The following is a 26,280-nucleotide window of genomic DNA, read 5'->3' as shown; positions in this document are numbered from 1 at the left end:
GAAGTTTAAAAATGACACCAGGGAAAAAAAAGACAATATTTAAGTGCTTAATAGCAGTAGTCTTGTTTTGTGGAATAATACTAATAGCCAATTTTAGTAAGGTTTCTGCTTTAATGACGGACACAAATGAAAATATTTTAATTAAACATGGTTCAAGGGAAAAGAAACTAATAGCAATTACCTTTGATGATGGACCTCATCCTAAAGAAACTAGTCAAGTCTTAGATGTGTTAAAGAAGTATAACGTAAAGGCTACTTTTTTTATAGCTGGAAAACATGCACAGTGGTATAAAGAACCATTGGTAAGAGCAAGTAAAGAAGGGCATGAAATAGGAAATCATACTTTTAATCATCCTGATATAAGCAATTTAACTTCTAGTCAAATTGAAGAAGAGATTGTTAAGTGTGAAGAAATTTTAAAGAAAGTTACTGGAAAGAAACCTACATTATTTAGACCACCATTTGGGAGTTACAGAGAAAAGGATTTATTAGAAATTGCAAAAAAGCATGATTATAAAGTAGTTTTATGGACAGGAGTAGATGTGAAGGATTGGAAAAATCCTGGAGCTAATAGTATCGCAGATAAAATAATTAATAAAGTACAAAATGGAGATATAATACTTTTACATGACTATGCAACTAATGATACAGTTAAAGCTTTGGACATGTTTATTCCAAAGATGATAGAAAAAGGCTTTAAGTTTGTTACAGTTTCTGAATTAATGAAATAATTTTTTTTGGGGGGGAGATTTATAGTATGATTCTCATGATAGACAATTATGATTCTTTTGTATATAACTTAGTACAATATATAGAAGAATTGGGGGAAACAGTTATAGTAAAAAGAAACAACGAAATAACATTAAGAGGTATTGAAGAACTAAATCCAGAGGTAATTGTGTTATCTCCAGGTCCATGTTCTCCAAAAGAAGCTGGGATTTGTATAGATATTGTTGAATATTTTAAAGGTAAGAAGCCTATACTAGGAATTTGTTTAGGGCACCAAACTATTGGACATGTTTTTGGGGGTAATATAATAAAAGCACAACAGCCTGTTCATGGAAAAGTATATAGTATAAACCATATTAATAAGGGAGTTTTTAGTGGTCTTAAAAATCCTTTAAATGTTACTAGGTATCATTCGCTTATAATTGATTCTGATACAGTTCCAGAAGAACTTGAAGTTACTGCAACAACAAATATAGGTGAAGTAATGGGAATTAGACATAAGAAGTATTTAATAGAAGGAGTACAATTTCATCCAGAAGCTATTTTATCAGAGTATGGTCATGAAATGCTGAAAAACTTTATAAAAGAAGCTAGGGAAAGGATGGATATATAAGATGATAAGAGAAATAAAAACTAAATTAAATTCTTTTGAGATATTTACTATTTTTAGAAATGAAAATGATAGTTTTATATTAGATAGTGCTATGGACAAAGAAAAATTAGGAAGATATTCTTTTATAAGTAGCCAGCCATTTAAAGTATTAAGATATAAAAATACTGATGAAAATCCATTAGAAAATTTGAAAAAAGAATTAGATAAATATAAAGTTATAAATAAAACTAATTTGCCATTTATAGGTGGAGCTGTAGGATATTTGTCTTATGATTTGGGAAATTATATAGAAAAATTACCTAGAACTGCTATAGATAATATTGAGATACCTGATATGTATTTTGGATTTTATAACCATGTTATAGTAATAGACCATTTAAAGGAAAAAACTTACATAGCTACTCCAGATATAGATATAAAAGTAGAAGAAAAAATAATAGCTGATATAGAAGAAAAAATATTAAGAGAAGAGAAAAAAGGAATAGATAGTATATGTTATCAGGAAAAAGATGTAAAACCTATTCAACTTAAATCTAATTTTACAAAGGAAGAATTTAAAAATGCAGTTGAAAATGTTAGAGAGTACATAAAACAAGGTGACATATATCAAGCTAACTTGACACAAAGGTTTAGTGGGGAAACAGAACTGACAAGTTTTGAGTTATATCGAGATTTAAGAAGATTTAGTCCAGCACCATTTGGAGCATTTTTAAATTTTGAAGAAGCACATATCTTATCAAATTCTCCAGAGAGATTTATAAGATGTATTGATAAAAAAATAGAGGCAAGACCAATAAAAGGCACTCGACCAAGAGGTAAAAATAAGGAAGAAGATTTAAAGCTTCAAGAGGAGCTTAAAAATAGTGAAAAAGATAGAGCAGAGCTACTTATGATAGTGGATTTAGAAAGAAATGATATTGGTAGAATATCTAAAACTGGAAGTGTCAAAGTTCCAGAGTTGTTTGTAATTGAACCTTATGCAAATGTAAACCATCTGGTTTCAACAGTTGTAGGGGAACTAAAAGATGATAAGGATGCTACTGATATAATAAAAGCAACTTTTCCAGGTGGTTCTATAACAGGAGCACCTAAAATTAGAGCAATGGAAATTATAGATGAACTGGAACCAACACAGAGAAATGTATATACTGGTTCAATTGGGTATATAGGTTTTAATGGTGATATGGATTTTAATATAGCAATTAGAACTATAATAAAAAAAGATAAAAAAGTATATTTTCAAGTTGGAGGAGGTATGACTTGGGATTCTGACCCAGATGAAGAATACCAAGAAACACTAGATAAAGCAAAATCTATAATGAAAGCCTTGAGGGGATATTATGAAGAATAATTTAAGCTTTAATAGTAGCTTGAGTAAATTTGGAATTGGGTTATTTGAGACTATTAAAGTTAAAGATGGTATAGCTATAGATTTAAATACACATATAGATAGGATGCTTAATTCGATAACATGTTTGGATTTGAATATAAATTATGAAAAGCGATTCCTAATAGATGAAATTGTTAAATACATAGAAAAAGAAAATATTATTAATAAAGCACTTAGGATTACCGTTTTTGATGAAGGTTACAATATATCTATTAGAGAAATTCCATACAATAAAGAAGCATATAATAAAGGTTTGAAATTGACTATATCGCCTATAGTCAGGGGTGATAGCCTAATCTATAGACATAAGACTACTAATTATTTTGAAAATATTTATACTAAAAATATTGCAAATAAGAATGGATACAATGATGGGATATTTATAAATTCAGATGGTGTCATTTTAGAGTGTTCTATGAGCAATATATTCTTTATAGGAGGAAGTAAAGTATATACACCAAGTAGTAAATTACCAATTTTAAATGGAACAATAAAAAAAAGGATTATAAAGATTTGTGACGAATTACATATAGAGTTGGTGGAAAATGAAATTAATATATCAGAAATTAGTAGTTTTGATTTTGTTTTTGTCACAAATAGTCTTATGGGAGCAATGAAAGTTACAGAAATTGACAAGACAGAATTTAACAAAGAAAATGTTATTTTTAATAAAATAATAGAGCGTTTGTAATAAATTAAAATATTAACAATTTATTGGAGATAAGAGATGGTAAGTCATACTTATAAAGTATATAGTGAAAATATAAAAAAAATAATAGACAATCCAAATACGTTAGCAGTATTTCTAGTGGGTTCTAGTAAAGATGTAGATTTTAGTTTTTATGATTTAGAAATTAATGATATTGATGTATTTGTTTTTGTAAAAGAAGGGGAAAAACAAGAGCGAGTACTGTTTGAACAAAAGGGAATAGAATTTGATATAAATTATTTTTCAAAAGATGGTGTAAAAAAATTATTATCAGATAGAGAGTACTTCTTTGTGAAAGAGATGAAAGATGCTAAGGTTCTATTTGATATGGAGAATATATCCGATACCATAAAAGATATAAGTAGAGATATTTACTTAAAGGGTCCTAGTAAATTATCTTTAGAAGAAAAGTCTTTTTTGAAACAAGATATTGGAACAAAGATATCAAAGTTGAAAAATAAAGAAAAATTTGATGTTTTTGAATATCATTTTTTGACGAATTTATATTTAAAAGATATAATAATTGGGTACTTTAATACAAATGATAAATGGGTACCAAAAGATAAAAAATTGCTAAAAGTTTTGAAAAAAGAAAATAATGAACTTTTTAACCTAGTATCAAAGGTAAGTGAAAATTATGACTATCAAAAACTTTTAGATGTTTATAATTATATTTTTAAAGAAATTGAGACAAAAAAGATTATAAAATTAATCTTCTAGTCACGAGTCAATGGGGGGAGTTTAAATGAATAAAGTAGATAAAGAAAAAATACAACATGCAGTAAGAGAAATATTAGAAGCAATTGGTGAAGACCCAGATAGAGAAGGTCTAATAGAGACTCCAAATAGAGTTGCTAGAATGTATGAAGAGATATTCTCTGGTCTTAGTGAAGAACCAAGAGACCACTTAAAAGTTCTTTTTGCAGATGAAAAGCATGAAGAATTAGTATTAGTAAAAGATATTCCATTTTATTCATGCTGTGAGCATCATTTAGTTCCTTTTTTTGGAAAGGCACATATCGCTTATTTACCAAAAGGTGGAAGACTTACAGGGCTTTCTAAGCTTGCTAGAGTAATAGATACATTAGCAAAAAGACCTCAACTACAAGAAAGAATTACTAAAAATGCAGCAGACATAATAATGGAAGAATTGCAGCCATATGGTGTTTTAGTAGTAGTAGAAGCTGAACATATGTGTATGACAATGAGAGGTGTAAAAAAACCTGGTTCAAAAACTGTTACATCAGCAGTTAGAGGTATATTTGAAAAAGATATTGCATCAAGAGCTGAAGCTATGAGTTTAATTACTATGAAGTAGTGAATTATTGTAGATAATAATCGCTTGATAAGATATAAATTTTAATTTAAGGGAGTGTCATTAACTGTGTTTGATTATGGTAAAAGAACTTATATAATGGGTATATTAAATGTAACTCCAGATAGTTTTTCAGATGGAGGAGACTTTAGTAATTTAGACATAGCAATAAAACATGCAAAAGAAATGGTTGAACAAGGTGCTGATATAATTGACTTAGGTGGTGAATCTACACGTCCAGGTCATATCTATGTGGATTCGGAGGAAGAACTAAGAAGAGTAATCCCTGTGATAAAAAAACTTAAAAAAGAATTAGATATACCAATATCAATAGATACTTACAAGGCAGATGTTGCAGAAGAAGCCCTAAAATTAGGTGTCACTATGGTAAATGATGTTTGGGGTCTTAGAAAAGATAAGAATATGGCTTCTGTAGTGGGAAAATATGATGCAGAAGTATGTATAATGCATAATCAAGATGGGACAAACTATGACAAAGATATAATGGAGTCAATAAAAGACTTCTTTAAAGAGAGCATAAAAATGGCAATAGGCTGTGGAGTAAAAAAAGAAAAAATAGTTCTTGATCCAGGGATAGGGTTTGGGAAGACATTTGAGCAAAATATAGAAGTATTAAGAAGATTAAAAGAATTAAAAGAATTAGACTATCCTATTTTACTTGGTACATCTCGAAAATCAGTAATAGGAAAAGTACTTCCAGTTGAACCTAAAAAGAGATTGGAAGGCACAATAGCTACTACTGTACTTGGAATAAGAGATGGTGTAGATATAGTTAGAGTGCATGATGTTTATGAAAATTTAATGGCAGCTAAAATGACTGATGCAATATATAGAAAGTAGGTGTAGTATGATGGATAAAATATTACTTAGTAATCTAGGATTCTATGGATATCATGGTGTGCTTAAAGAAGAAAATTTTCTAGGTCAGAAATTTTTTGTCGACATGGAACTTTATGTTGATTCAAGAGAAGCAGGACTTAGTGATGATATAAATAAATCTGTAAACTATGCTGAAGTTTATAGTGTTGTTAAGGATATTACAGAAAATAAACAATTTAATCTTTTGGAGGCTTTGGCAGAGAATATTGCTGAAGAAGTCCTAAATAAATTTAACCTTGTAAATGGAGTTATGGTTAGAGTTAGAAAGCCAGAAGCTCCTGTAAATGGAATTTATGACTACTTTGGTGTTGAGATAAGGAGAACAAGAGATGAATAAGGCTTATTTGGGAATAGGGACTAATATGGGCAATAGATTTGATAATTTATCAAAAGCATGTGAACTTTTGAGAGATAGTGATTCTATATATGAAGTAAAAGAATCAAAATTATATGAAACAAAGCCATGGGGATATACAGAACAAGCAGATTTTCTTAATATGTGTGTAGAGATAGAAACAGAGTTTGAACCTTATGAGTTGTTAGAATATTGTCAAAAAATAGAGGAAGAATTGCATAGAGAGAGAATAGTACATTGGGGTCCAAGAACTATCGATGTAGATATACTATTTTTTAATGATGTAGTTTTAACTGATGAAAGATTACTAATACCACATCCAAGGATTCAAGATAGAGCTTTTGTTTTGATACCACTTATGGATTTGAATGAGGAACTTTTAATAAATAAAAAATCAATAAAAGAATATTTAAACCTCCTATCTGCTAAAGAAATAGAAGAAGTAAAGGAGCTTGTAGGTTATGAGAAAAAACCTATTTAATGATAATTCAAAGATAGTGATAAATACAAATAATAAAAAAATAACTGTAAAAGAAGATAAACTTGTAATAGCTGGACCATGTGCAATAGAAAGTTATGAGCAACTTTTAAAGACTGCTAAATTTGTAAAAAGTCATGGTGCAAATATTTTAAGAGGAGGAGCATATAAGCCAAGAACATCACCAAACTCATTTCAAGGATTAAAAAAAGAAGGTCTTGAAATATTAAAAGCAGTTAAAGAAGAGGTTGGTATAGCTGTTATTACAGAACTTATGGACATAAGAGATATGGATGAATTATATAGTGTCAGTGATATAATTCAAATTGGCTCAAGAAATATGCAAAACTTTACTCTTTTAAGTGAAGTCGGAAAACAGAATAAGCCTGTTATGTTAAAAAGAGGAATCGCATCAACAATTACTGAATGGATAGGTGCAGCAGAATATATAGCAATAGAAGGAAATAGTAATATTATAATGTGTGAGAGAGGTATAAGAACATACAATGATTATACTAGAAATACATTAGACCTAGCTGCTGTACCGATTATTCAAAAAGAAACGGGACTTCCTGTTGTAGTAGACCCAAGTCATGCTACTGGAGTTAGATATTTAGTAAAACCTATGTCAATGGCATCACTTGCATGTGGAGCAGATGGAATAATGATAGAAGTTCATCCAGACCCAGAAAATGCTCTATCAGATGGGATTCAATCTCTCTGCTTTGATGAATTTGAAGATTTGATGAAATCAATTAGTGTTTATTAAAAAGAGGCAAGAGCCTCTTTTTTATTCGTGATAGTTTTTGATGTGAATTTATAAGATAATAGATATATAATTTAATAGTTAGAATATTTGATATAAATAAAAATTTAATATTGATGGAATTAACATAAAAAATAAAAATTTTTTGATTAATAAGAAGGATATCAATAAAAAAAGTCGAATTCTGTATATTGAGTGATTGACAAATTTAGAATATAGTGTAGAATAGAAATGTTAACACAAAAAATTACACCAGAAGGTGATAATATGAATGATATAAAAGACATTATTGAAGAAATAAAAGCTAGATGTGATATAGCAAGTATAATATCTGAATATATGAGTATAAAACAATCTGGAGCTAATTATAAAGGATTATGTCCATTTCATGGGGAAAAAACTCCATCTTTTTATATAAATACGTCAAAACAAATTTATAAGTGTTTTGGTTGTGGTGAAGGTGGAGATGTGATAAATTTTGTCATGAAAATGGAAAATTTAGATTTTATGGATGCTGTAAAAATTTTAGCAAATAAATGCGGTATAGAAATTAATACCAACATGAATGAAGAAACTAGAATGAAAATAGAGAAATCTAAAAAGTTTCAAGATATTCATACAGAAGCTGCTAGATTTTATCTTTCAAACTTATTAGGAAGTAAAAATCTTGGGTATGAATATTTAAGGATTAGAGGGCTAGATGATAAAATAATTAAAAAGTTTGGTCTAGGATTTTCTTTGGATTCATGGAATTCTCTTATGAATACTCTTATTAATAAAGGGTATACAAAACAAGATTTACTGGAGTGCGGTCTAATTGCAAGAAATAGAGATGGAACTAATTGCTATGATAAATTTAGAAATAGAGTTATGTTTCCTATATTTGATTATAGAGGAAACATAATTGGATTTGGAGGAAGAGTACTAGATGATTCTTTACCAAAATACTTAAATTCTCCAGACACATTAATTTTCAATAAAAAACAAAATTTATATGGATTAAATTTTGCTAGAAAAAATTTAGATAATAAAACTATAGTCTTAGTTGAAGGATATATGGATTTAATTTCACTTTATCAGTATGGTATAAGAAATGTAGTAGCAACCCTTGGAACAGCCTTGACTGAACAACAAGGTATTTTAATAAAAAGATATGCGGATACTGCTATTATATCTTATGACTCTGATGAAGCTGGAATAAAAGCGACTTTAAGAGCTATAGATATACTTATTAAATTAGGTATTACTGTAAAAGTTTTGGATTTGAAAGATTCTAAAGACCCAGATGAATTTGTAAGAAAATACGGACTTAGTGATTATAAAAAGGCAATGGATGTTTCTACTCACTACATAAAATATAAAATAGATCATCTTAAAAAAGAATTCAATATTCAAAAAGATGAAGAACGAGTGAAGTTTGCAAAAGAAGCTTCTAAGATTATAAAACAATTGACAAGTCCTGTAGAAATTGATTTTTATACAAAATATTTAAGCAATAAAATAGATATTAATGTCGAGTCTATAAAAAGGGAAGTATATGGTAAAAACTACAATAAACCATATAATAACAAAAACCAGAAAAAGATAGAAGAAAAAGTAATTGAAAAAGTCGAAGTTAGACAAGATGGAAAACAATTAGTTGAAGAAACTCTAATAAAAATAATGTTAGAAGACAAAAAAATTAGAGAAATAGCGTTACTTAAGGTAGAAGAAAGTGATTTTTTATTGGATGAAAGTAAAGAAATTTTAAATTACATGATTAAAAATCAAGAATTGGACAAAATAACTATTGACAAATTGAAAAGTTTAAACATATCCGAAGAATACTTAAAAGAATTAAATTCAATTTCTTTGAATAGTATAAACTTAGAGAGCACAAAAGAAATAGAAGGAATAATAACAAATATCAGAAAGAACTCATTAGAAGAACAAATTAATAACTTGTTGAAAGAACAACAAGAATTAGAAAATAATAATGATATGAAAGAGGTAGATGGTAAAGTTATGGAAATTGCTTTAAAAATAGTTGAGATAAATAAAATTTTAAAAAGCTTGTAGAGAAAGGAGGTTTGAGTGTGGAAAATAAGTCGAATAAAAAAGAGTTAAAAAAAGTTACCGCTAAGACATTAATAGAAAAAGGAAAAAAGCAAGGTTCATTGACGCTTGCAGAAATAATGGAAGCTTTTTCTGAAACTGAACTTGATAAGGATCAGGTAGAAAATCTTTATGAAACTTTAGGTAATTTGGGAATAGAAATAACAGAAACAAAGAACTATAAAGCTGATATAGACTTTTCGGCTACTGATGACGATTTAAATATGAGCCACATAGATGAAGATGCAGAAGTAATTTCACATGAGGACTCTTCTGCAATAGAAATAGAAACTGTGGATTTATCATTACCAAAAGGGATAAGTATAGATGACCCTGTTAGAATGTACTTAAAAGAAATAGGAAAAATTCCTCTACTTAAGCCACATGAAGAGGTAGAATTTGCTAGAAGAATGCATGAAGGCGATGAGATAGCAAAGCAAAGATTAGTTGAAGCGAACTTAAGACTAGTTGTAAGTATAGCAAAAAGATATGTAGGTAGAGGTATGCTTTTCTTAGACTTAATACAAGAAGGAAATTTAGGTCTTATAAAAGCTGTTGAAAAATTTGATTATACAAAGGGCTACAAGTTTAGTACTTATGCAACATGGTGGATAAGACAAGCTATAACACGTGCTATAGCAGACCAAGCTAGAACTATAAGAATACCAGTGCATATGGTAGAGACTATAAATAAATTAATAAGAGTATCAAGACAACTGCTTCAAGAACTTGGAAGAGACCCAAAACCAGAAGAAATTGCAAAAGAAATGGAAATGACAGAAGATAAAGTAAGAGAGATAATGAAAATAGCTCAAGACCCAGTGTCTTTAGAAACTCCAATAGGCGAAGAAGAGGACAGTCATTTAGGAGACTTTATTCCAGATGATGATGCACCAGCTCCAGCTGAGGCAGCAGCATATTCTCTACTTAAAGAACAAATAGAAGATGTCCTTGGCTCATTAAATGATAGAGAGCAAAAAGTATTAAAACTTAGATTTGGTCTTGAAGATGGAAGAGCTAGAACTCTTGAAGAGGTTGGAAAAGAGTTTGATGTAACTAGAGAAAGAATAAGACAAATAGAAGCAAAAGCACTAAGAAAATTAAGACATCCAAGTAGATCAAAAAAACTTAGAGATTATTTAGATTAAAAAGATACATCATTAATGTTTTTGTAATAAAGGCCATGGGATAAGTGATATCTCATGGCTATTTTGTGGTAGAGATTTTATATTATTTTTTATCTTGGTTTTAGTCTAAAATCAAGAGCAAATAAAAGAATTGAAAGGAGATATATCTTTGAAACTAACAGATAGATTATTAAAAATAGCATCATTGGTATCAGAGGGTAAAAAGATAGCTGATATAGGAACGGACCATGGATACATACCAGTTTATTTGCTAAAAGAGGGAAGAGTCCCATTTGCAGTGTTAGCAGATGTCAATAAAGGACCTCTTGACAATGCACGAAAAGAGGTCATACAGAACAATCTTTTAAAGAAAGTTGATTTACGATTGGGTTCTGGTATAGAGATACTTGAAATAGGTGAAATTGAAGAAGTAATAATTGCTGGTATGGGAGGTATATTGATAAGTGAACTTCTAGAGGCTAAAAAAGAAGTAGCACATAGTGTAGAAAAATTGATATTACAGCCTATGCAGGCACAAGAAGAGCTTAGACGCTATCTTCTGAATAATGGTTATGAAATTTTAAAAGAGGTTTTAGTGAGAGAAGATTTTAGGATATATGAAATAATAGTTGCCAAATATACAGGTAAAAATACTATAATAGAAGATGAGATACAATTTGAAGTTGGGATAAAACTTTTAGAAAATAAAGATTCTCTTTTTCATGACTTTATAGAAAAAAAAATAAAAACATATAGTGCTATAGTTAATCAATTAGAAGGTAAAAATGGAGAAGAAATAGATAAGAAGAGAGAAGAAAGTAAAATGGCAATAAGAAAACTTGAAAATTTAATAAAATAAATAGGAGGTAAATATGTTACTGAAGAGTCTTACTAGAAAAATTGAAAAAAAGTATCCTCTAAGCTTAGCTGAAGATTGGGATAATGTAGGTCTTATAGTTGGAGATTTTGATATGGATGTAAAGAAGATTCTGGTATCCTTAGAAGCCAATGAAAATGTAATCAATGAAGCTATATCTCAAAATATTGATTTAATTGTTACACATCATCCTTTTATATTTGGAAAAATCAATAAGATTAATAGTGCAGACTTAAAAGGTAGACTTATACAAAAGCTTATTAAAAATGATATAGCCCTTTATTCTATGCATACCAATTTTGACATAGCATTTGATGGTTTAAATGATTATTTTATGGAAATTATGGAATTTAATAACTCAAAAGTTTTAGATGTCACTGAAAGTGAGACTTTATACAAACTTGCAGTATATGTTCCATGTAATTATTCAGAAGTATTGAGAAAGGCTCTAAGTAATTCAGGAGCAGGTCATATAGGAAATTATAGTAACTGTACATTTTCGATAGAAGGAGAAGGTCAATTTAAGCCATTAGAAGATTCCAATCCGTTCCTTGGAAGTATAAATGATATAGAAAGTGTAAATGAGGTTAAAATTGAAACTGTAGTACCACAGAAGCATTTAGGTGGAGTGATAAGTTCTATGCTAGATGCACATCCTTATGAAGAAGTTGCTTATGATTTGTACAAGCTAGAAAATAAAGGAAAAACATTTGGATTAGGTAGAATAAGTAAACTTGATGAAAGTACGACATTAGAGAATCTTTCTAATAAAATAAAAGAAAAATTAAATATGAAGCATATAAGGGTAGTTGGAAACCTCAATACAGAGATAACAAAAGTTGCTGTTGTAACAGGAGCTGGTTCTGAGTTTGTGAAAAAGGCTAAGAGACAAGGAGCAGATGTTCTAATAACTGGTGATGTAAAATATCATGAGGCACAAGATGCACTTGATATGGGAATGTGTATAGTTGATTGTGGGCATTTTGATACAGAAGATATATTTAAACATGTTATGAAGAGATTTTTGGATGAATTTGAAGAGATTGAAGTAATAAAAAGCAATGTATATTTAAATCCATTTAGCATCATTTAATGGTACTTGATAATAAAAGTACTATATAAAAAATAAATTTGATTTTGATTAGGGGGATAAAAATGAAAGTAGCAGTAATTTTTCATAGCGTTTGTGGGAGTACATATTTATTAGCAAGGGAGTATAAAAAGGTACTTGAAGAAATGAATATAGAGGTGGATATATTTAAAGTAAGTGATGAAGTTGCAAAAACACTTCCTCAGTATTATTTGATAAATTCAAAGGAATATAAAGATGAATTTGAAAGTATAAATGTAATTAAATCTGGAAAAGAATTACTAGATTATGATGTAATATTTATGGGTTCACCAACATATTATGGAAATGTATCTGGGCAAATGAAGATGTTTATGGATAGTTTTTCTGATGTATGGGTAGGAGCCCCTTTAAGTGGAAAAATATTTGGTTGTTTTGCTACAGCAGGCTCACAACGTGGAGGAGGAGAACTGGCTTTACAATCAATGAATATATTTGCTCAACATATGGGGATGACTCTATTATCAGTTCCATGTACGGTAAGAGGAGGTCATCCAGCATATGGAATACTTCATATAGCAGGAGATAACTCTGATATAAGACCAAGTGATGATGTTAAGTTTGGTATAAGAGATTATCTAAACAATCTTAGTATATATAAAAAATAGATATACATTTAGCCATGGTTTAACATTATGATTTATTTGATATTTGGACAGATATTATAATCTAAATAAGAGCTAATTAGAGTTTCATTAGAATTAGGCTAAAAAGATGCAGTGTGGTAAATCGAAGGTTGTTTTATAATAGGAGGATAGCAAAATGCGCTTTGAGAGGCTAAGAACATATGAAGATAAATTGTATTTAGAGGCAATAGAGTTGTACAACATAAGTTTTCCTTTTCATGAACAGAGAAAACCGTCTTTACAAGCAGAAATTATGGGTCATGAGGAATATCAATTTAACCTGATTTATGATGAAAATGACATGGTTGGTATCCTTTTATGTTGGGAAACAGAGAATTTTATTTATGTGGAACATTTCTGTATCAATCCTGAGATGCGCAATAAAAAGTACGGAAAAAGAGCTTTGGAGCTGCTAAACCAGCGAGGGAAAACTGTTATTCTAGAAATCGACCCTCCCATTAATAAAATTTCCATCAAGCGACAAGGTTTTTATGAGAGAGTTGGATATGAGGCAAATGATTTTGAACATATTCACCCTCCATACCATGAAGAATGTAATGGACATCAATTAATTGTGATGTCTTATCCAGAAATGTTGACAAAAGTTGAGTATGGTAATTTCAACCAGTATTTAAGAACAACAGTAATGGGGCTCTGATTAAGAGTCAGTAGACCAAAAGGAAAAATAAACAATAAAATATAAAGATGGATACAGGGAGGCAAAGAAAAAGAGGGCTAAAGCCCTCAATTTCTTATATTTTAATCTCTAAAATCAACATTAGTAAATCCTGTTAGCGAAATGTCAATTTGATTTTTTCTTGTACCATTCTTATACTCAAATCCTTTATGCGTCTTAGTAAAATAATCTGGATAATTAATTAGACCATATTCAAGAAATTCTTTATCTGTTGCGGATAGAGAAATAGTGCTATTTTTGTATTGATTTTTTGAAGTAAATTCAATACTTGAATCTTTGGCAGTAACATTTATTGCATCAATACAATTTTCGGGGAAATCATAACTAAAGCTACCATCAAGCACATTTACATCCATATTGCATTTTATATTTGGAATATGGAGTTGAACATAGCTAGAATTGCCCATTTTAGCTGTTTTTCCTGATATAGATATAACCCATTTTCCATTTTGTTTTGTCATTTTAATATTGTAGTATTGGCTGTTGTAATTTGCTATTATTTTGTTGGATGAGGTTGGTAGTATTTCTACACCTCCATTGCAGATATCCAAAGAAACATTTAGGTTTTGTGTATTGTGAGGTAAACTATCACTGCTTTTTTGTGAGTCTGCACCTACCTTGGAATTAGCAGAGGTATTGAAATTTCCTCTATTGCTGATATCACTATAATTATGTATTTGTGAAGATGTATGGATTTCTAAAGCTGTTGCTCCTGTTGATAACATAGTTATTATTACAAGTGTACTAATAAGTAAAAACTTTGGTTTTTTCTTGGATTTCATAATTATTTTCAACCTTTCCTTCAATAATTTTTATATAGGTATTGAGGAAGTTCTTTAAAATATTTTAAGAATTTTCAATTAATAAAAATAATGAGAAATAAATATAACAAAATGGCCATACCTATAGCCACTTTGTTATATTGTATATATTATTATAAACGAGAAGCTTTACCAGAAATATGGTCTATTTCTATTTTAACTACAGTTGTTAAATTTATATCTTTTTCTATGTATTTCATACCTTCTTCAATAAAGCCCTTAGAATATTTTTTTATTATTTCTACAAGAGCATTTTTCTTTTCCTCATTGTCTACTGTTGACGCTTTTCCAAACACTACAGCACTAGCATATGTAGTACTAAATTTGTCTGGAATAACACTTTCATTAGCAACTACTAAGAAAGAAACCTTGTTGTTTGCTGAGATATTATCTAATTTATGTCCATTTCTTGCGCAATGAAAATATATAGAATCATTAAAGTATACATAATTTACAGCAACTCCATAAGGGTAGCCATTTTCACATATAGTAGAAAAAGTACCAAATTCACCATTTTTTAATACTTCTATAGTATCTTCTTTTGTCATTTCTCTCTTTTTTAATCTTATTTCTCTAAACATAATATCATCCTTCCTAATTTAATATTTAAATAAAAGTTTAAAACATTTATAAAAATTATTCTACATTTTTTGTAAATTTTAAATAAAATAAAAAATACGGTTGACAATTATAAAAATTTAGAATATTATAATAGCAAGAGCAAATTAAAAATCCTATGACAAGGAAGAGTAATTATGTTTAGCTTCAACATAGAGAGCTGAGGATGGTGGAATCTTAGCAAGAAGGAATATAGTGAATGGACCTTAGAGGAATAAATTGAAATCATATTTTTATGAGAGTAGACTTTATCGTCGGTCGCACGTTACAGCGAATTGGGTATGTAAGTACCTTATAATGAGATGTATAAGAATTAAGTTTTAAGCTTATTTTTTATATAATTTAGGTGGCAACGCGGATAATCTCCGTCCTATTGATTTAGGACGGAGTTTTTTATTTTGCAAAAACTATTAATAAAGAAAATATATAATTTAAAGTAAAAGGTGGTGAAAGAGATGTTATGAACTTCTAAAGCTAAAGAGAATGATATGGAAAATTGGCACGAAAATGAAATAAATATTAAACAAATTAGGGGGAAATATTACAATGAAAACAAATACAAAAAAATTAACTTTAAATGCGATACTTTTAGCTATGGGATTATTAATACATCAACTTACACCTGCCATAGGACTTCCAATGCAACCAGATATATCACTAGCAATGATGTTTATAATAATGATATTAAATAAGGATGATTATAAGATTTGTTTGGTAGCAGGAATTGTAACAGGAATATTTGCAGCACTAACAACTAAATTTCCAGGTGGTCAGATTCCAAATATATTTGACAAGACTATTACAATAAATATAATGTTCATGATAATGTATATAATTTATAAATTACCATTTATGAAAAGATTAAGTAGTAAAAAACAAGATTTAATAGCAGCAACAATAATATTCCCAGTAGGAACGGTTATAAGTGGAACTCTATTTTTACTAATTGCTCAAGCTATAGTAGGTCTTCCTGGAGGTTCATTCACAGCATTATTTATGGTAGCAGTGGCACCAGCAATATTGATAAACTTAATAGCTGGTATGCTATTATTTAAAGTTGTAAGTATGTCTATAAGAAGAGTAAGTTATCAAGGCTAAGGTTATGTTTTATAAGCATATGACAAAAATAAATAATAAATTAATAAAGAGGTATTAAGTTAAATTTAATCTTAATACCTCTTTTTAAATTGAATTATAACAATATCAAAGACTTATTTTATATGTGGTAAGGAGATAGTAGTGAGTGTATCTTTAGAGTCTCAACCAGACAACAAAACTTATCTAATAAACAAACAATTAATGCTTCTTTGTATCTAGGAGGTCTAGCAGTAAGTGGCCACATATGTTTTAAAATAATGTCTGTTTCTTTTTCATTTATTTGAAAGAATAAATTTGCGTTTTTTAGTGCTTCTTTAGGATGAGTAAAACCATGTAATCCTTTTCTATCACCTTTATAATGCCAGTCATAAAGAAAAAAATCATGCAGTAGAGCCCCTCTAATAACGCTTTGAATATCAACATTTAAATGTAATTTTTTACATAATAGATAACTATAATATGCTACTGATAAACTATGTTCAAGACATGAAACATTGCCATGATGAGGAAATGTTCTCATAAGTTGTACTTTTTCAGATGAAAGTATCTCAGAAGCACAATCATTAAAGTATTTAATTTCAGTTTTTGACAACATTATGCAAATCTCCATTCCTAGTAATATATAAATACTATATTTCAATGATAATATGAAATATTTCTTATCTTACAAAATATAATACCCAATAATACAAGTAAGATACCTTTTATGGTATTTAAAGTAAAAGAGATTTTATAACACTAAAAAGTGAAAAGATTAAAAATATAGCTATAAGAATATATAATATCTTTCCAATAGGATTTCCCAAATTTATAGTCCAGCCTATGCCAAATCTTTTATCAACCATAAATGATGGGTCGTTTGGATTATTATATATAATACCTCCTATCCAGTACTTTTCATCGTTATCTGGAGTATAAGAGGAATTGAATTTTAAATTTGGAGAATTAATATATGTTACCATTAAATAAATTATAACTAAAAGCATTATTATATTTATAACAGTTAATAAATTTGGATTTATTTTTAATGATAAAAAAACAATAAAAAATTGTACTATCATCATAATCATCAATATAAAAAATAAATAACCAATTTTATTTAGATATTTAATGTTTTTAGTTTTACTTTCTTCAATTTTATTTGTATCTACTTTAATTCTTGCTTTTATAGCTCCAATAGATGTTATATATAATAAAACCATTATACAAAACTCAAGACCTATTAATTTAAACACACTAAGATAGGATTTTTCCATAAATCCATCAGGTTTTCCTGTTATAGTAGAGTGTGTAGTAATTAAATCTGGCAATTGATTATAGTTAAGCAATATAAAAATGCTTATTCCAAAAGTAAGTAATACTGGTATTAAATACAATATCTTAAATTTTTTTATTATTTTATTTTTTTCATTTATAAAATCCATGTCTATTACCAATTTTGAATCTACACTTATCTGGCTTAATTCAGTGCAAAACTTTGATTTAGTCATTTTAACTTTTTTATGAATATAGATATATAATATACTTTCATATAGTAAAAAACCTATAATACTAATAGAATAAGAAAATTCTATTTTATCAAACATAAAAACTAGAGCTAAAACTAAAATAAAAATTACAATAAATCCTATAAATAAAAGTTTTTTAAATTTTTTATCAAGTGTTATAAAATCAGGATAGTCTCTATGTTCTTGGTTTATAGAAACACCATAAATATGATTTTTGCCAATAAGATGTGGCATAAAATAAAAAGTAGCATACATCAAAATTAAGGCTGAAAATATTGTAAATAGACATTCAATCTTATTCATAGTATTTCACCTCATACTTATCAAATAGATTTTTACTTAATGTCAAAAACTCTTCTTTATTAATACCTGATAAATAAGATTTTGCTACTAAAAGTTCTAAATCAAGTCTATTTTTTTGGCGAGTTGAGTTTTCTGTTTCTATTGGCAGTTGAGCTACGATTGCACCTTTTCTTCTATCAATATTTAAAAATCCTTCTTCTTTTAGTTCATTATAAGATTTATTTACAGTATGTAGATTTACACCAATATTTTCAGCCATACTTCTTACAGATGGAAGTGATTCATTTATTTTCAATTCTCCTGAAGCTATAGCTTTAGTTATCTCTTCTTTAATTTGTACATAAATAGACTTATCGCTATTAAAATCTAAATTTAAAATCATAAAAAACCTCCATAATATCGTTTAAATAAAAATACTTGTTATATATATAGTATAACACAAAAAGCGTTATCAAGTACAAAATATAAATTTATATTCTACAAGATGAGATATATTACTTGTAAAAATTGTAATTTAAAAATAACATAATTTTTATCAAAATAATACAGATACTATCTATAAATAGAAATCAGAAAGGAGAAAAAATATGTTAACATATTTAATTAAAAGACAAATGAATAAAAAAGATGATGGAATGAGTAAGCCAATGATGTTTGCAGGAGCCGTGATTACAGGAGTAGGTGCATATGCAACTTATAGGATGATAAAAAACATTAAGTCTAAATCTCAAATGTCTCAAATGATTGATACAGAGTATTATGGAAATAATCAATACAATGACTATAAATATGATGAATTTGGTTATGAATGTGATTGTAGTGATAAAAAACAAGATTATGAATATGAAGAATTAAAAAAAAAAGTAAGAGAATTTAATTCAAGAAGAATAAATTGTGAAAATTGTCCACATGTTTCTCAAGAAGAAATGATGCATTATGTAAATAGTGTTAAAAATGATAAAAAAGACATTGATTTACATGAAGATGACAAAAAAAATAATATCTATAAAGAAGAAGAATATAAAAAATATGAGGAAGAATAAAGTAAGCTTTAAATAGTGAAAAAGAGGAGAATACCAGTTTATATAAAATTAAATATCTAAAATGTGAGTTGTAGCTTAACTTGAGAAAAAAAAATATCATTTCTAAAATAGTTAAGTGTCAACTTGCATTTTTATTTTTATGTTTGTTAGTAATTGTTTGTGACTATTTTGTAATTCTAAATATATTTTAGTATTTAAAACAATTGTGTATAATAAAAGTTGTATATGTAAATAGTTTAAAATTAAAATGTGAAGAAGGGAAATAGTTATGTTAAAGTTATTGATAGTTGAGGATGACAGCACTATCTCTTTTGGAATAAAGTATGCATTAGAGCAAGAGGGATTTAGTGTAGATATATCAAAGGATTTATCGAGTGGAAGAGAAATGATATCTTCTAATGAATATAGTATGGTACTACTGGATGTAATGTTACCAGATGGAACAGGATATGAATTTTGTGAGTATATAAGAAAGTTTTCTCAGATTCCTATAATATTTTTAACTGCTTGTGATGAAGAAGTAAATATTGTAATGGGGCTTGATATAGGTGGAGATGATTATATAACAAAACCTTTTAGAATTAGAGAATTAATATCGAGGATAAAAGCTGTTTTAAGAAGAAAAGGTGACGCTATAGAAGAAAATAAGAAGATACTTAAATTTAGAGATTTAAACATATATACATTAGAAGCTAGAGTATATAAAAATGACAAAGAAATATTTCTGACATCTGTTGAATATAAGCTTCTTTTAATTCTTATACAGAATAAAAATACAGTTTTGAGTAGAACTCAAATATTAGAAAAGCTTTGGGATGTAACTTATGATTTTGTTAGCGATAATACTTTAACTGTTTATATAAAAAGACTTAGAGAAAAAATAGGAGATGATTTATGTAAACCAATTTACATAGAAACTGTAAGAGGACTAGGTTATAAATGGATAGGAAGTGAAAATAATGTTTCTATATAATCCTGAAGTAAAGAAATTTTTTAATAGATACATTATTTTAATGCTGATGGTAATTCTTATATCAATTGGATTTAGCATAATCAATATAAATACAACTAAAAATATGATTGTAAAAAATAATCAAGCGATAATAGGAACCTTAGTTAACAAGTATCCCAAACTAGAAAGTGATATCGTAGATATAATAACACAAGGAAAGTCCATGCAAAATGTAGAATTTGGTGAGAAAATATTAAGTAAGTATAACTATGACAAAACTATTAAAATAAATTCTGAGCCTCTTACTTCTAAATTACTTTCAAACACTATAAAAATAAATATAATCTTAGTTTGCATAATTTTTATGTTGATATTTATGTTGATACTTAAATATTTTAGAGCTATGTATAATGACTTATCAGATATGACTAAGTATGTTTACTACAGCTCCGAGGGAAAAGAATTTGATATGAAAAATAGAAATCAAGAAGGACAGATAGGTCTTTTAAAAACAGAGTTATTGAAGATGACAACAATTCTCAATGAAAAAGTTGAACTTTTAAAATCAGAAAAAATATTTTTAAATAATACAATTTCAGATATATCACATCAGTTGAAAACTCCTATGACTTCCTTAATTATACTAAGCGATTTATTATATAATGATGTACCATATGAAGTAAAAATAGACTTTTTAGACAAGATAAAAAATCAACTAAATCGTATGGACTGGTTGATTAAAAGTATGCTTAAATTATCAAAAGTGGAAGCTAAAGTTATAAAGTTTAAGAAAGAAAAAATAAAATTTAGTGAGCTTATACATAGAGCAATGCAACCAATGAAAATACCTATGGAGATTAAAAAACAAAAGTTAAGTATAGAAGGAAATGGTGATGTATCTTATGTTGGTGATATTGATTGGTCAGTAGAGGCTTTAGTAAATATAATAAAAAACTGTATAGAACATACTCCTGATTTTGGAAATATAATTATAATTTACAAAGAAAATCCATTATTTTCAGAGTTAATAATAAAAGACGATGGTGAAGGAATAGATAAAAAAGATATACAACATATTTTTAAACGTTTCTATAGAGGGAAAAGTAGTTCAAAAAAGGATAGTGTAGGCATAGGGCTTGCAATGGCAAAATCCATAATAGAAAGCCAAAATGGAGATATTTATGTAAATAGTGAAAAAGGTAAAGGAACGGAATTTCATATAGTATTTCATAAGATATATGGTGATAATAGTGACTAATCTGTAATATTTAATTCACTTTATAGTAATAGCTTGAGTCTAATATATGAAGTATAGAAGATAAATATTGGAGGTTGTTATGGAAATTTTAAGAGTAGAAAATCTAACCAAAAGCTATGGTAAAAATGAAACAAAAGTCGATGCAATAAAAAATGTAAGCTTGTCTATCGAAAAAGGTGAGTTTATAGCAATAACAGGGCCAAGTGGAAGCGGAAAGAGTACATTATTACACTTATTGGGAGGTGTTGATAGACCTACTAGTGGTAATGTTTATATAAATGATGTAGATATATATAATCTAAAAACTAAGGATTTGGCAATCTTTAGAAGAAGAAATATAGGTCTTATATATCAATTCTATAATTTGATTCCTGTTTTAAATGTCAAAGAAAATATATTACTTCCAGCAGAGCTCGATAATAGAAAGATTGATAAAGAATACTTGAATGATTTAATGAAAACATTGGGTCTAAGCGACAGAGAAAATCATCTTCCTAATCAATTATCAGGAGGTCAGCAACAAAGAACATCTATAGGGCGTGCTTTAATTAATAGACCATCTATAGTATTAGCAGATGAGCCAACAGGTAATCTAGATAGCAAAAACTCAAAAGAAATACTAGAACTATTAAAAGTATCAGTAAAAAAATACAATCAGACATTAATAATGATAACTCATGACAAAAACATAGCACTTCAGGCGGATAGAATTATAGGCATAGAAGATGGAATTATAAAAAGTGATGAGGTGATGTAAATGAATCTATATACATCCCTAACTTTTAGATACCTAAAACAAAATAAAAGACGAACTATTGTGACTATAATTGGAATAATACTTTCAACTGCATTAATTTGTGGTATAGGTAACATATTTGAAAGTTTTATGGATTATCAAATAAGAGAGACCATAAAAAATGATGGAAGTTATCATGCTAAATTCTACAATGTAAACAAAAAAAATATAGACTATGTAACAAAATCAGCTGAGATAAAAAGTTATGCACTTACTAATCAACTTGGATACTCTAGAATAGAAGATACTGTAAACGGTATATTAAGCATTAAACAATATGATAAAAATGCTATGGAAGGATATAGAGTTTCTATAAAAGAAGGTAGATTCCCAGCTAAAGGTGGAGAAATTATTTTAAGTGAAAATATAGTTAATCTTATGGAGAAAAAGCTAAAAATAGGAGATAATATAACCTTAAAAGTAGGTGACGTGCTTGATAGAAATAACAAAAAAATTGATGATATGAGTGTATTTCATGAAGGAGATTATATTGCAAATGAAAAAGAAAAGACGTTTAAAATTGTAGGTATAATTAAAAGACCAGGATTTGAACTCACTGACCAAATTGCTACTGGTTTAACTTACTTTAATCCTATAGATAATAAGAAAGAGACAGTGAATATATCAATAACAGCAAAAAATCCTAAAGATATATATGAAATAACAAGAAAAATAAGTAATAATATATATACAAATAAAGATAAAGCATCAAACTCTGAAATGATAAAATACAATGAACATTTATTGAGATTACAAGGAGCTAGTAAGTATGCAAATATAAATAGTTCTATAAAAGCTATAATTACTATGGTAACTATTTTAGTAATTATATGTACAATTGCTACAGTATATAATTCTTTTAGTATTTCTATAACTGAACGAAAAAAGCAGTTTGGAATATTAAATTCTATAGGAGCTACAACTAACCAAATTAAAAGATTAGTTTTTATTGAAGGTATTATAATTAGCTGTATTGGTATACCAATAGGTCTATTGTCTGGAACAGTAGCTATAGATTTAGTATTTAAAGCTATAAATAAATATCTTACGGAATCAGTTGTATCACAGATGGGTTTACAAATAGTATATAATCCATTAATAATAATTATCAGTATAATAATTGTTTTGCTTACAATTTTCATATCAATTCTCCTACCTGCAATAACAGCTTCTAATATTTCTCCTCTTAGTGTAATAAGGAGCAGTGGAGATTACAAAGTAGGTAAGGTTAAAAATTCGAAACTTATTAGATTAGTTTTTGGAACAGAAGGTGTACTTGCATATAAAAGTGTAAGAAGAAATAGAAAGAAATTTATTGTGACACTTTTTTCTTTAATAGTAAGTATAGTAATATTTATATCTTTTAGCGGATTTATGGCGAATTTCTTAAAAGGTGAAGAAATCAGAAATTCTCAAAGAAACTACGATTTATATTTAAGTTCAAGACAAATATCCAAGTCTATGGATGATACTATAAATAAACTAAAAAATATATCTGGAATAAAAAACTTTGAAGTAGCTGTAGGAGAGTATATTTCTATAGGAGTAGATAAGGATAAAATAAATAAATCTAAAGAAAATCTAATTAAGGATTATTATCAACAACGTAAGGTTGGAGATAGTTATGAATATGAGTTTAACAACAACGAATTAATTTTTCCTGGAGAAACTGCGATACAAAATAAAACAAAAAACTTAATAAAAGGCTCTTTTGACAAAGAAAGAGCGATTAAAGAAAATGGAGTGATATTTGTTAGAAAAAGTTACTTTGAAACAAAGGGTAAGAAAGGAGTAGTAGAGCTAACTAATTACAAAGTTGGAGATACTATAATTTGTGAATATACTGGCGAAAATGATTCAAAGAAAAAAGTAAACATAAAAATTCTTGGTATAACAGATGAAGAACGTCTAGGAATGGGTTATCAAAATATGGGGTTGCAATTTATAACTTATGATGAGGTTGCTGAAAATATGGATTTAAAGTTAGAGAAAGGTATTGTCTTTATTGACTCAGGGGGGAGCGCTCAGACTAGGAAGAGTATAGAGTCTTTGGCTAAGAAAAATAATGTCAATTTCCATGATGAAAATACAAGTGACAAAAGTGCAAAGCAAAATTTAAAAGCTATTAAAGTTTTTGTATATGGGTTTATAGTAGTGATATCTCTAGTAAGTGTTACAAATATACTAAATACAGTAAGTACAAGTATAAATCTAAGAAAAAGAGAACTAGCGATAATACAATCAATAGGTGTTACTCCTGTAGGCTTTAGAAAAATGATATACTTAGAAAGTTTTATCTATGGTATTTTATCTTTATTGTTTGGCGTACCAATTGGTATTGGGATGATATTAATTATGAATAAATTAGTTTCAGGTGTAATTGAATTTTCTACAGTTATACCATGGGCAGCAATTGGCATATGTATAGTGAGTGTTTTTATAATAACCTTTATAGCAGCATATATACCTATGAATAAATTAAATAAGGAGAATATAATAGATAATATAAGAAAAGAAAGTATATAAAATACTATAAAAATAATTTATAGATATATAAATTATTATTAAAACCGTTTAATTGGTATAAACTATAATTATGCTGATTAAACGGTTTTTATTTATATAAGAAATCTAATAAATAAATTGCTAGAGGTATTTAACTATTTAGAAAGAATTGGTATTATATAAAGTAGGAGTTTAGATAATAAGGAAAGATATTTGATTCTATTGGAAAACAAAAGAAAAAGAAGGTGATTACTATTTCTCATATAACTGCTAAAAACATGTATAAAAGCTTAGAAGAGAGAATAAATAAATTTCCACAGGGTGCTGCACCATCCGATACATTATACAAAATCTTAAATGTACTTTTTACAGAGCAAGAGGCAAAATTAGTGGCACAACTTCCAATAAAGCCTTTTAGAGTAAAAACAGCAGCTAAAATTTGGAGTATAAGTGAAAGTGAAGCATATAGGGTGCTAGATAAGTTAGCTAGCAGGGCACTAATACTAGATATAGAAGATAAAAAAGGTAAAAAATATATAATGCCTCCTCCAATGGCTGGTTTTTTTGAATTTGCCATGATGAGAACAAGACATGATATAGACCAAAAACTTTTATCAGAACTTTACTATCAGTATATGAATGTAGAAGAAGACTTTATTAAAGATTTATTTTATTCAACAGAAACAAAACTTGGAAGAGTTTATGTTCAAGAAGAAGTATTGACTAATGATAATGAAGTAAGTATTTTAGATTATGAAAGAGCCACTCATATAATTGATGAATCGACTCAGATAGGTATAAGTATGTGTTATTGTAGACATAGAATGCAACATGTTGGAAAAGCCTGTGATGCTCCTATGGATATATGTATGACATTTGACAATGTAGCTAATTCTTTAATAAACAATAAATTTGCAAGACGTGTAGATAAAGTAGAATGTAAGGAATTACTTCATCAAGCATATGAACATAATTTAGTTCAATGTGGAGAAAATGTTCGAAAAGGAGTTACATTTATATGTAATTGTTGTGGTTGCTGTTGTGAGGCATTAGTAGCAGCAAAAAGATTTGGAAATCTTCATCCAGTGCAAACAACTAGTTTTATACCAAATATAAACCATGAAAGCTGTGTAAAGTGTGGTAAATGTATAACTGCATGTCCAATAGATGCAATAAGTAAAGTAAAAGAAAATGATAAAGAATATATAAAAATTGATGAGGATAGATGTCTAGGTTGTGGAGTTTGTGTTAGAAATTGTCACAAAAATAGTATTATGCTATTAAAGAGAAATGAAAAAATAATAACTCCTGCAAATTCAGTACATAGAGCAGTTCTCATGGCAATCGAGAAAGGGCAATTACAAAATTTAATTTTTGATAATAATGCCTTAGCTAGTCACAGAGCTATGGGAGCGATACTATCAGCCATATTAAAACTTGAACCAGCTAAAAAAGTTTTGGCTAGTAAGCAATTAAAGTCAGTATACTTAGATAAATTACTAAGTATGAATGATAAATAAAGATTAATTTAAAAATACTCAAAGTATTTTGACTTATCTATGACTAAAGAAAC

Annotated in this window: 28 protein-coding genes and 1 other annotated feature; of the genes, 23 read left to right on the top strand and 5 right to left on the bottom strand. The window is 28.0% G+C overall.

What is annotated here, in order from left to right:
• The first annotated feature begins 11 nt into the window (after nucleotides 1-11).
• The 16 genes from KGF45_RS04660 to KGF45_RS04585 all read left to right on the top strand — a co-directional run bounded on the left by KGF45_RS04660 (nucleotide 12) and on the right by KGF45_RS04585 (nucleotide 13,766).
• Nucleotides 12-731 (top strand): polysaccharide deacetylase family protein, encoded by a 720-nt coding sequence (locus tag KGF45_RS04660; protein ID WP_227827308.1) that lies wholly within the window; start codon nucleotides 12-14, stop codon nucleotides 729-731.
• A gap of 26 nt (nucleotides 732-757) precedes the next feature.
• On the top strand, nucleotides 758-1,342 hold the full coding sequence (locus tag KGF45_RS04655; protein WP_227827309.1) for an anthranilate synthase component II: 585 nt from the start codon (nucleotides 758-760) through the stop codon (nucleotides 1,340-1,342).
• Nucleotide 1,343: 1 nt separating this feature from the next.
• Nucleotides 1,344-2,693 (top strand): aminodeoxychorismate synthase component I, encoded by a 1,350-nt coding sequence (gene pabB / locus KGF45_RS04650; protein WP_227841929.1) that lies wholly within the window; start codon nucleotides 1,344-1,346, stop codon nucleotides 2,691-2,693.
• The gene (locus KGF45_RS04645; RefSeq protein WP_227841928.1) at nucleotides 2,683-3,423 is read left to right on the top strand and encodes an aminotransferase class IV; all 741 of its coding nucleotides are present in this window, start codon (nucleotides 2,683-2,685) and stop codon (nucleotides 3,421-3,423) included. The genes pabB and KGF45_RS04645 overlap by 11 nt, the downstream gene beginning before the upstream one ends.
• Nucleotides 3,424-3,459: 36 nt before the next feature.
• Nucleotides 3,460-4,161: a hypothetical protein gene (locus KGF45_RS04640; protein WP_227841927.1), complete on the top strand. Its 702-nt coding sequence runs from the start codon at nucleotides 3,460-3,462 to the stop codon at nucleotides 4,159-4,161.
• Between the two features lie 25 nt (nucleotides 4,162-4,186).
• A complete protein-coding gene (gene folE, locus KGF45_RS04635) occupies nucleotides 4,187-4,759 on the top strand; it encodes a GTP cyclohydrolase I FolE (protein ID WP_003429416.1) in 573 nt (190 codons plus the stop codon).
• Between the two features lie 66 nt (nucleotides 4,760-4,825).
• Nucleotides 4,826-5,617 (top strand): dihydropteroate synthase, encoded by a 792-nt coding sequence (gene folP, locus KGF45_RS04630; RefSeq protein WP_227827313.1) that lies wholly within the window; start codon nucleotides 4,826-4,828, stop codon nucleotides 5,615-5,617.
• A gap of 10 nt (nucleotides 5,618-5,627) precedes the next feature.
• Nucleotides 5,628-5,993, top strand: coding sequence for a dihydroneopterin aldolase (gene folB, locus KGF45_RS04625; RefSeq protein ID WP_227432804.1), 366 nt, complete (start codon nucleotides 5,628-5,630; stop codon nucleotides 5,991-5,993).
• Nucleotides 5,986-6,492 carry a 2-amino-4-hydroxy-6-hydroxymethyldihydropteridine diphosphokinase gene (gene folK, locus KGF45_RS04620; protein ID WP_227827314.1) on the top strand — a complete coding sequence of 169 codons (507 nt, stop codon included), beginning with the start codon at nucleotides 5,986-5,988 and terminating at the stop codon, nucleotides 6,490-6,492. Before folB ends, folK begins: the two co-directional genes overlap by 8 nt.
• The gene (gene aroF / locus KGF45_RS04615) at nucleotides 6,473-7,258 is read left to right on the top strand and encodes a 3-deoxy-7-phosphoheptulonate synthase (protein WP_227827315.1); all 786 of its coding nucleotides are present in this window, start codon (nucleotides 6,473-6,475) and stop codon (nucleotides 7,256-7,258) included. The genes folK and aroF overlap by 20 nt, the downstream gene beginning before the upstream one ends.
• A gap of 228 nt (nucleotides 7,259-7,486) precedes the next feature.
• Entirely contained in the window at nucleotides 7,487-9,313 is a 1,827-nt protein-coding gene (dnaG, locus tag KGF45_RS04610; RefSeq protein WP_227827316.1) for a DNA primase, read from the top strand.
• A gap of 17 nt (nucleotides 9,314-9,330) precedes the next feature.
• Nucleotides 9,331-10,497 carry an RNA polymerase sigma factor RpoD gene (gene rpoD, locus KGF45_RS04605; RefSeq protein ID WP_227432810.1) on the top strand — a complete coding sequence of 389 codons (1,167 nt, stop codon included), beginning with the start codon at nucleotides 9,331-9,333 and terminating at the stop codon, nucleotides 10,495-10,497.
• 148 nt (nucleotides 10,498-10,645) lie between these two features.
• Complete coding sequence (locus KGF45_RS04600; protein ID WP_227827317.1) at nucleotides 10,646-11,335, top strand: tRNA (adenine(22)-N(1))-methyltransferase; 690 nt, start codon at nucleotides 10,646-10,648, stop codon at nucleotides 11,333-11,335.
• A gap of 13 nt (nucleotides 11,336-11,348) precedes the next feature.
• A complete protein-coding gene (locus KGF45_RS04595; RefSeq protein ID WP_227841926.1) occupies nucleotides 11,349-12,446 on the top strand; it encodes a Nif3-like dinuclear metal center hexameric protein in 1,098 nt (365 codons plus the stop codon).
• Between the two features lie 62 nt (nucleotides 12,447-12,508).
• Nucleotides 12,509-13,090 carry a flavodoxin family protein gene (locus KGF45_RS04590; RefSeq protein ID WP_227827319.1) on the top strand — a complete coding sequence of 194 codons (582 nt, stop codon included), beginning with the start codon at nucleotides 12,509-12,511 and terminating at the stop codon, nucleotides 13,088-13,090.
• Nucleotides 13,091-13,244: 154 nt separating this feature from the next.
• Nucleotides 13,245-13,766, top strand: coding sequence for a GNAT family N-acetyltransferase (locus tag KGF45_RS04585; protein WP_227841925.1), 522 nt, complete (start codon nucleotides 13,245-13,247; stop codon nucleotides 13,764-13,766).
• A gap of 101 nt (nucleotides 13,767-13,867) precedes the next feature.
• On the opposite strand, the gene KGF45_RS04580 is transcribed toward KGF45_RS04585, so the two are convergent.
• Both KGF45_RS04580 and KGF45_RS04575 read right to left on the bottom strand, forming a co-directional pair.
• On the bottom strand, nucleotides 13,868-14,587 hold the full coding sequence (locus KGF45_RS04580; protein WP_227827321.1) for a hypothetical protein: 720 nt from the start codon (nucleotides 14,585-14,587) through the stop codon (nucleotides 13,868-13,870).
• A 152-nt stretch (nucleotides 14,588-14,739) separates the two neighbouring features.
• Nucleotides 14,740-15,207: a pyridoxamine 5'-phosphate oxidase family protein gene (locus tag KGF45_RS04575; protein WP_227841924.1), complete on the bottom strand. Its 468-nt coding sequence runs from the start codon at nucleotides 15,205-15,207 to the stop codon at nucleotides 14,740-14,742.
• A gap of 146 nt (nucleotides 15,208-15,353) precedes the next feature.
• Nucleotides 15,354-15,620, top strand: a binding site (T-box leader).
• A 170-nt stretch (nucleotides 15,621-15,790) separates the two neighbouring features.
• On the opposite strand from KGF45_RS04575, the gene KGF45_RS04570 reads away from it, so the two are divergent.
• Nucleotides 15,791-16,342, top strand: coding sequence for a tryptophan transporter (locus KGF45_RS04570; protein ID WP_227827323.1), 552 nt, complete (start codon nucleotides 15,791-15,793; stop codon nucleotides 16,340-16,342).
• Nucleotides 16,343-16,460: 118 nt separating this feature from the next.
• Here KGF45_RS04570 and KGF45_RS04565 read toward each other — a convergent pair whose 3' ends face one another.
• The 3 genes from KGF45_RS04565 to KGF45_RS04555 form a co-directional block, all read right to left on the bottom strand.
• Nucleotides 16,461-16,937 (bottom strand): HD domain-containing protein, encoded by a 477-nt coding sequence (locus tag KGF45_RS04565; protein ID WP_227827324.1) that lies wholly within the window; start codon nucleotides 16,935-16,937, stop codon nucleotides 16,461-16,463.
• 118 nt (nucleotides 16,938-17,055) lie between these two features.
• A complete protein-coding gene (locus KGF45_RS04560) occupies nucleotides 17,056-18,153 on the bottom strand; it encodes a DUF5808 domain-containing protein (RefSeq protein WP_227827325.1) in 1,098 nt (365 codons plus the stop codon).
• A complete protein-coding gene (locus tag KGF45_RS04555; RefSeq protein WP_227827326.1) occupies nucleotides 18,146-18,535 on the bottom strand; it encodes a GntR family transcriptional regulator in 390 nt (129 codons plus the stop codon). Before KGF45_RS04555 ends, KGF45_RS04560 begins: the two co-directional genes overlap by 8 nt.
• 205 nt (nucleotides 18,536-18,740) lie before the next feature.
• Between KGF45_RS04555 and KGF45_RS04550 the strand changes: the two genes are divergently transcribed.
• From KGF45_RS04550 to KGF45_RS04525, 6 genes are all read left to right on the top strand, one after another.
• Nucleotides 18,741-19,196, top strand: coding sequence for a hypothetical protein (locus KGF45_RS04550; protein WP_227432827.1), 456 nt, complete (start codon nucleotides 18,741-18,743; stop codon nucleotides 19,194-19,196).
• 268 nt (nucleotides 19,197-19,464) lie between these two features.
• A complete protein-coding gene (locus KGF45_RS04545) occupies nucleotides 19,465-20,169 on the top strand; it encodes a response regulator transcription factor (protein WP_227827327.1) in 705 nt (234 codons plus the stop codon).
• The gene (locus tag KGF45_RS04540; RefSeq protein WP_227841923.1) at nucleotides 20,156-21,406 is read left to right on the top strand and encodes a sensor histidine kinase; all 1,251 of its coding nucleotides are present in this window, start codon (nucleotides 20,156-20,158) and stop codon (nucleotides 21,404-21,406) included. Before KGF45_RS04545 ends, KGF45_RS04540 begins: the two co-directional genes overlap by 14 nt.
• Before the next feature lie 79 nt (nucleotides 21,407-21,485).
• A complete protein-coding gene (locus tag KGF45_RS04535) occupies nucleotides 21,486-22,163 on the top strand; it encodes an ABC transporter ATP-binding protein (RefSeq protein ID WP_227827329.1) in 678 nt (225 codons plus the stop codon).
• Nucleotides 22,164-24,728 carry an ABC transporter permease gene (locus tag KGF45_RS04530; protein ID WP_227841922.1) on the top strand — a complete coding sequence of 855 codons (2,565 nt, stop codon included), beginning with the start codon at nucleotides 22,164-22,166 and terminating at the stop codon, nucleotides 24,726-24,728. It begins immediately after the preceding gene.
• A 224-nt stretch (nucleotides 24,729-24,952) separates the two neighbouring features.
• Nucleotides 24,953-26,227 carry a 4Fe-4S dicluster-binding protein gene (locus KGF45_RS04525; RefSeq protein WP_227841921.1) on the top strand — a complete coding sequence of 425 codons (1,275 nt, stop codon included), beginning with the start codon at nucleotides 24,953-24,955 and terminating at the stop codon, nucleotides 26,225-26,227.
• Nucleotides 26,228-26,280 lie beyond the last annotated feature (53 nt).

This window comes from Clostridioides sp. ZZV14-6154, assembly GCF_020657785.1.
Lineage (GTDB): Bacteria > Bacillota > Clostridia > Peptostreptococcales > Peptostreptococcaceae > Clostridioides.
The sequence above is the reverse complement of the archived record's forward strand: the minus strand, read 5'-3'. Positions and strand labels throughout refer to the sequence as shown.